Source organism: Streptomyces spongiae (genome assembly GCF_009377185.1).
Lineage (GTDB): Bacteria > Actinomycetota > Actinomycetes > Streptomycetales > Streptomycetaceae > Streptomyces > Streptomyces spongiae.
This window is the reverse complement of the sequence record NZ_VJZC01000985.1, coordinates 1-1,987: the sequence shown is the minus strand read 5'-3', so window position 1 is coordinate 1,987 and position 1,987 is coordinate 1. Positions and strand designations below refer to the sequence as shown.

Annotated in this window: 1 protein-coding gene; it reads left to right on the top strand. The window is 68.6% G+C overall.

All coding sequences use genetic code 11. The features are described from left to right. Nucleotides 1–395 precede the first annotated feature (395 nt). Nucleotides 396–1,925: a sodium:solute symporter gene (locus FNH08_RS49425; RefSeq protein WP_152778516.1), complete on the top strand. Its 1,530-nt coding sequence runs from the start codon at nucleotides 396–398 to the stop codon at nucleotides 1,923–1,925. Nucleotides 1,926–1,987: the final 62 nt, after the last annotated feature.

Sequence of the window (1,987 nt, the reverse complement as noted above, 5' to 3'; positions counted from 1 at the left end):
AGCCCCAGGCCGCGCCCGCGGTCGAAAGACCCGACGTCGCGGGCGCCGTCGACGAGGTCAAGCGGCTGCTCGGCGAGGGCCGCATCACCCAGGCCGTCGACATCCTCGGCCAGATCCTCCCGGCGGCGGCATGAGCTGTTCCTCGGATCGGCGTGTCCCACCGGCGGGATGATTCATCCCTTGGCGGTCACGACATGAGACAGATCCGCCACTGTGGCGTCAAGGCCCGTCGCCCTACGGTGGTCGAACACCCACGAGACACCGGGCATTGTCGCCCCCGAGTAGCAAGCCGCCGCCTTACCCGGCCCTGCGCGCAGCCGCTCCCCTCGCATGAGTCACACGAGTATCCCGGTACCGCGTTCCCCGCGCGGGCCGCCAAAGGACCGGAGAACGTCATGGGCGTCGACTACGTAGTGATCATCGGATATCTGCTGGGCATTGCCGCCGTCGGGTGGTGGGGCAAGAGACGCGCCCGTTCCACCAGTGACTTCCTCGTTGCCGGACGGCGTCTCGGCCCGGGCATGTACACCGGCACCATGGCCGCCGTGGTCATCGGTGGCGCGTCCACCATCGGCGGTGTACGCCTCGGCTACACGTACGGTCTGTCCGGCGCCTGGATGGTCTTCGCCATCGGCTTCGGGCTGCTGGCCCTCAGCATCTGCTTCTCCGCGCGCATCGCCCGTCTGCGGGTCTACACCGTCGCGGACATGCTGTCCCTTCGCTATGGCGACTCGGCCAGTGTCATCTCCGGACTGGTGATGTGGATCTACACCCTGATGCTCACCGTCACCTCCACCATCGCCTACGCGACGGTCTTCGATGTCCTCTTCGACGTGCCGCGCTGGGCCGCCGTGGTCATCGGCGGCTCGATCGTGGTCGGCTACTCGGCCCTCGGCGGCATGTGGTCGATCACCCTCACCGACATGGTGCAGTTCGTGGTCAAGAGCATCGGCGTTCTCGTGGTCCTGCTGCCGGTCGCGGTCGTCAAGGCGGGCGGCTTCGCCGAGCTCTCCGATCGACTCCCGGACAGTTACCTGTCGTTCGGCTCGATAGGCGGCGAGAGCATCTTCACCTACGTGCTGATCTACACGTTCGGCATGCTGATCGGTCAGGACATCTGGCAGCGCGTCTTCACTGCCCGCAGCGACAAGGTCGCTTCCTGGGGCGGCACCGTCGCCGGCCTGTACTGCCTGCTCTACGCGCTGGCAGGCGCCGTGATCGGCATGGCCACCAAGGTCCTCCACCCCGGCCTCGCCGACCCGGACAGCGCCTTCGCGACCATCGTCAAGAGCGCGCTGCCCACCGGCGTCAAGGGCCTGGTGCTGGCCGCCGCCCTGTCCGCGATGATGTCCACTGCCAGCGGCGCCCTGATCGCCTCCGCCACCGTGGCCAACAACGACATCTGGCACCGGCTTCGCGCCCTCGGCGGACGCACCGTCCACCGGCAGACCGGGGAGAACCACGCCGGGGTCACCGACCACGACGAAGCCGAGGACCACGACGAGGTCGCCTCCAACCGGCTTGCCATCGTCATCCTCGGCGTGGTGTCCATCGCTCTCGCGTGCCTGCTCGACGACGTCCTCGCCGCGCTCACCGTCGCCTACAACCTGCTCGTCGGCGGCCTGCTCGTGCCCATCCTCGGAGGCATGCTCTGGAAGCGGGGCAACCTGCCCGGGGCTCTCGCGGCGATGACCACCGGCAGCATCACCGTCATCGCCCTGATGGCCACCGAGGGCATGCTCGCCAACGAACCCATCTACTACGGCCTCGCCGCCGGCCTGGTCGCCTACATCGCGGTCAGCCTCACCACCCGGCCCACCGAGGCCCATGTCCTCGCACAGTGGCGTCGCCGCGTCGCCGGCCAGGTCACCGATCCCGACGACAGGCCGGCCGCCCAGCCCGAGACGGCAGCCACCTCCCTCTGACACACCGACAGGAGCCGAGTTCCATGGCCGTCAGCGCCACGACCGCTGAAACCTCCCCCGCC